The organism is Stenotrophomonas sp. Sm6012 (assembly GCF_030985895.1).
GTDB lineage: Bacteria > Pseudomonadota > Gammaproteobacteria > Xanthomonadales > Xanthomonadaceae > Stenotrophomonas > Stenotrophomonas forensis.
The window spans coordinates 1-3748 of the sequence record NZ_JAPTFX010000232.1; the positions used below are offsets into that span (position 1 = coordinate 1).

Annotated in this window: 5 protein-coding genes; 2 read left to right on the forward strand and 3 right to left on the reverse strand. The window is 67.5% G+C overall.

Features of this window, described 5'->3' with window-relative positions:
- Nucleotides 1-96: 96 nt before the first annotated feature.
- The 3 genes from O0J73_RS21780 to wrbA all read right to left on the reverse strand — a co-directional run bounded on the left by O0J73_RS21780 (nucleotide 97) and on the right by wrbA (nucleotide 1587).
- Nucleotides 97-582, reverse strand: coding sequence for an asparaginase domain-containing protein (locus O0J73_RS21780; protein ID WP_040009892.1), 486 nt, complete (start codon nucleotides 580-582; stop codon nucleotides 97-99).
- Nucleotides 583-661: 79 nt separating this feature from the next.
- Nucleotides 662-997, reverse strand: a complete 336-nt coding sequence (locus O0J73_RS21785) for a DUF2069 domain-containing protein (RefSeq protein WP_049457528.1) — start codon at nucleotides 995-997, stop codon at nucleotides 662-664.
- The gene (wrbA, locus tag O0J73_RS21790; RefSeq protein WP_197564569.1) at nucleotides 994-1587 is read right to left on the reverse strand and encodes an NAD(P)H:quinone oxidoreductase; all 594 of its coding nucleotides are present in this window, start codon (nucleotides 1585-1587) and stop codon (nucleotides 994-996) included. Before wrbA ends, O0J73_RS21785 begins: the two co-directional genes overlap by 4 nt.
- A gap of 77 nt (nucleotides 1588-1664) precedes the next feature.
- Here wrbA and O0J73_RS21795 point away from each other — a divergent pair, with 77 nt between their 5' ends.
- On the forward strand, nucleotides 1665-2939 hold the full coding sequence (locus O0J73_RS21795) for a YihY family inner membrane protein (RefSeq protein ID WP_004154462.1): 1275 nt from the start codon (nucleotides 1665-1667) through the stop codon (nucleotides 2937-2939).
- Nucleotides 2936-3508: a TlpA disulfide reductase family protein gene (locus O0J73_RS21800; protein ID WP_308309622.1), complete on the forward strand. Its 573-nt coding sequence runs from the start codon at nucleotides 2936-2938 to the stop codon at nucleotides 3506-3508. The genes O0J73_RS21795 and O0J73_RS21800 overlap by 4 nt, the downstream gene beginning before the upstream one ends.
- Nucleotides 3509-3748: the final 240 nt, after the last annotated feature.

Genomic DNA, 3748 nt, shown 5'->3' on the forward strand with positions numbered 1-3748 from the left:
GGTTTGGGATGCCTGTGCCGCGCGGTTGCCGAGCATGGCTCGGCACTACAAGGGCAGCGCTTCGGTGGGTGCCGACCTTGGTCGGCACGCCGTTCCTCAGACCGACTCGAAGCGGTTCGCCGCCACGTTCTTGCGCACGTGCTGCGGATCAAAGATCCGCCCGTTCATCGCGATGTACACGCCGGTCGGCAGCGACTGCACCGCACCGATCGCGCAGCCGATGTTGAACTCCGCATCCGAGCCGCGGAAACGGGCCGGGCTCAGCGCGCCGGTCATCACGATGGTCTTGTCCGGGATCGTCGCCAGCACCTTGCCGGTCTGCACCATCGAATCGGTACCGTGGGTCACCAGCACGTGGCGGGTTGGCTGCGCGGCGATGGTGGCGCGGATCAGCTCGCGGTCCTCATCGTTGATGTGCAGCGAGTCCTTGCGCAGGATCGGAATCACGTTGAAACGGAAGGTCACGCCCAGCTCGCGCAGGATCATGCCGATCTGCGGATCGCCGATCTGGTAGTCCGACTTGTCGTCGAAGTAGATCTTGTCGATCGTGCCGCCGGTGGTGACGACCAGGAGCTCTTCCATCATGTGCATGCGCGAAACCAGGACAGGTACAGCGGCGCGGGGCCAGGAACACAGATGATACGGCCCGGCGGTCGCAGCGTCAGCGTCGCTTGCCGAAGCGGGCGCGCAGCCCTGGCAGGCTGGCGCTGAAGATCACCAGCAGGGCCAGGCCGATCTCGATCAGCGCCAGCCAGCGTGTTTCCGGGTGGCTCCATGCACTCATCACGCCGTGGCTGAACCAGCCCAGGGCCAGTACCGAGGCCCAGAAGCCGGCTTTGCGCCAGCCCAGCCGCAGCGCAAAGGCCAGCGCCAGCGGCGGCGCGGTGAACACCAGCTGGGTGGCCAGCCAGTGCTTGTCATTGATGAACCAGCCTGCGAACAGTGCAGCCAGCCCCATCAGGGCCAACAGCAGGACCGTGCGCGGCGGCCGGTTCATCGGGCCAACCGCTGCGCGATGTCGGCCACCCGGCGGCCCAGCGCGCGGGCCAGCACGGCCTCGTCGTCGGTCGGTTGCGGGTCGTCGGAGGCACCGGCTACGTGGCTTGCACCGTACGGCGTGCCGCCACTGGTGGTATGGCTCAGCGCCGGCTCGGTGAACGGGATGCCGACAATCACGCATCCGTGGTGCAGCAGGGGGACCTGCATCGACAGCAGGGTCGACTCCTGGCCGCCATGCATCGAAGCGGTGGAGGTGAACACGCCGGCCGGCTTGCCCGACAGCGTGCCATTGACCCATTCGGCGCCCAGGCCATCGAGGAAGTGCTTCACCGGCGCGGCCATGTTGCCGAATCGGGTCGGGCTGCCGAGCAGCAGGCCCTGGCATTCGACCAGGTCCTGCACGCTCACGTAGGGGGCGCCATCGTCGGGCACCGGCGGCTGCGCGGTCTGGGTTACCGCGGCCACCGGCGGCACCGTGCGCAGGCGCGCGCCCATCCCCGGCACCTCGCCGATGCCCCGCGCGATCTGGCGCGCCAGCCGTGCCACCGAACCGCCCCGGCTGTAGTACAGCACCAGAATCTCGCCCATCGTGCCCGCTTCTCCTCGTCGTCTGGCCACAAGTATGGCTATCCTGCGAGCATTCCGCATCGGGTACCCTTTCGCCGATGGAACCTTTGGATACGCTCAACCTGTGGATGGAGCGCGCGCGGGATCGCGCACGGGCCATCAGTTTCGGCCGCTTCCTGTGGCATCGCTTCCTCGACGACCGCCTGTTCCAGGCAGCGGCGGCGCTGGCCTACACCACCGTGTTCGCGCTGGTGCCGTTGGCGATCGTGGTATTCGGTGTGCTCTCGGCCTTCCCCGTCTTCGACCGCTGGAGCGACCAGCTCAGCGATTACGTCTTCTCCAATTTCGTGCCCAACGCTGCGCGCGCGGCCGAGGGCTACCTGCGGCAGTTCTCGGCCAGCGCCGGCCAACTGACCGCGGCCGGTTTCATCGCGCTGGTGGTGTCGCTGCTGATCACCCTCAACAGTGTTGAAGAGACATTCAACCAGATCTGGCGGGTCGGCTCGACCCGGCCCAAGCTGACCCGCTTCCTGGTCTACTGGACCGTACTGACCCTGGGCGCGATGCTGGCGGCCGCCTCGCTGGCGGTATCGGCGCGGGTGTTCGCGATGCCGCTGTTCGGTACACAGGAGGGCCGCTGGCTGGCCGAACTGGCACTGCGGCTGGCACCGATCCTGATCGAGTTCGTGTGCATCACGCTGATGTTCCGGGTGGTGCCGCACCACACCGTGAAATGGCGGCACGCGGTGCCCGGCGCGATCCTGGCCGCGGTGATCCTGGAACTGGTGAAGTGGGGCATCGGAGCCTACCTGGGCAGCTTCCAGTCCTACCAGAAGCTGTATGGCACGGTCGCCTTCGTGCCGATCCTGCTGCTGTGGATCTACCTGTGCTGGGTGGCCGTGCTGCTGGGCGCGTCCCTGTCCTCGTCGATGGCCGCCTTCCGCTACCAGCCGGTTGAACTGCGGCTGCCGCAGGGCTATGAGTTCTACGGCCTGCTGCGCCTGCTCGGCCGCTTCCATCATGCACGCTTGAAGGGCAGGGGCCTGGCCGATGATGAAATCCTGCGGCTGGAGCCGATGCTGACGGACTCCCTGTTGCATGACCTGGCCTGCAACCTGCAGGAGATCGGCCTGCTGCGCCGCGACGAGCAAGGCGAGTGGCTGCTGTCGCGCGACCTCGACCAGGTCAGCCTGGCCGACCTGTACGAATGCACCCAGCTGCGCATCCCGGTGGCCGAACAGCACCTGCCGTACCGCGATGACAGCCTGGGCCGGGCCGCCCTGGCGGCATTGGACGACCTGCGACTGCCCCTGCGCGAACGCCTCAAGCGCAAGGTCAGCGATATCTATACCGATTCCGGAGACACGCCATGACCCGCAAGACCCCGTTGCTGCTGCTCCCGCTGGCCCTGGCGCTGGCCCTTGCCGCCTGCAAGCCGGCGCAGGAACCGACCCCGTCCAGCAGCCAGCCGCCGGCACAGGCACCGACGCCGAGTGCACCGGCTCCCGTGGAGGAGACCCCGGCCGAGCGCGCCACCGTCGAGTTTCCCACCCTGAAGATGAAGGCGGTGGATGGCAGCGACTACGACCTGGCCGCGCATCGTGGCAAGTGGGTGGTGGTGAATTTCTGGGCGACCTGGTGCGCGCCGTGCCGCAAGGAGATGCCGGAGCTGTCGGCGCTGCATGCGATGCGCAGCAACATCGAAGTGGTCGGCCTGGCCTATGAGGACATCGAGGCGCCTGAGATGCAGGCGTTCCTGACCAAGCATCCGGTGACCTACCCGATCGTGATCGTGGATCCGTTCGATCCGCCGGCCGATTTCGCCACCCCGCGTGGGCTGCCGCTGACGCATCTGCTGGATCCGCAGGGCAAGCTGGCGCACAGCTTCCTTGGCCCGGTGACCGCCGCCGACATCGAAAAGCAGATCGCCGCTGCCAGGTAGCGGGTTGGTCGGCAGGGCCCGCGGCCCTGCACCTCGGTACGCGCCATCGCATGCGCGCTGCCGCTCCCACGCTTCGCTGCGCGAACCGCGGGCCCCACTTACCAACACCCAACCCCCCGCCGCTTCGCGGCCGCCCCCTGACTCAGGGGGCTCTGCCCCAGACACAATCCGACGCCCGCCATTCCGGATGGGATTGCCGATGGGGTCAGATCCGTTTTCCTGCGGAAAGCGGATCTGACC

What these genes read in the sequence shown, in the direction of transcription:
- O0J73_RS21785 (WP_049457528.1), bottom strand. Translation starts at nt 997, where the DNA reads ATGAACCGGCCGCCGCGCACGGTCCTGCTGTTGGCCCTGATGGGGCTG.
- O0J73_RS21780 (WP_040009892.1), bottom strand. Translation starts at nt 582, where the DNA reads ATGGAAGAGCTCCTGGTCGTCACCACCGGCGGCACGATCGACAAGATC.
- wrbA (WP_197564569.1), bottom strand. Translation starts at nt 1,587, where the DNA reads ATGGGCGAGATTCTGGTGCTGTACTACAGCCGGGGCGGTTCGGTGGCA.
- O0J73_RS21800 (WP_308309622.1), top strand. Translation starts at nt 2,936, where the DNA reads ATGACCCGCAAGACCCCGTTGCTGCTGCTCCCGCTGGCCCTGGCGCTG.
- O0J73_RS21795 (WP_004154462.1), top strand. Translation starts at nt 1,665, where the DNA reads ATGGAACCTTTGGATACGCTCAACCTGTGGATGGAGCGCGCGCGGGAT.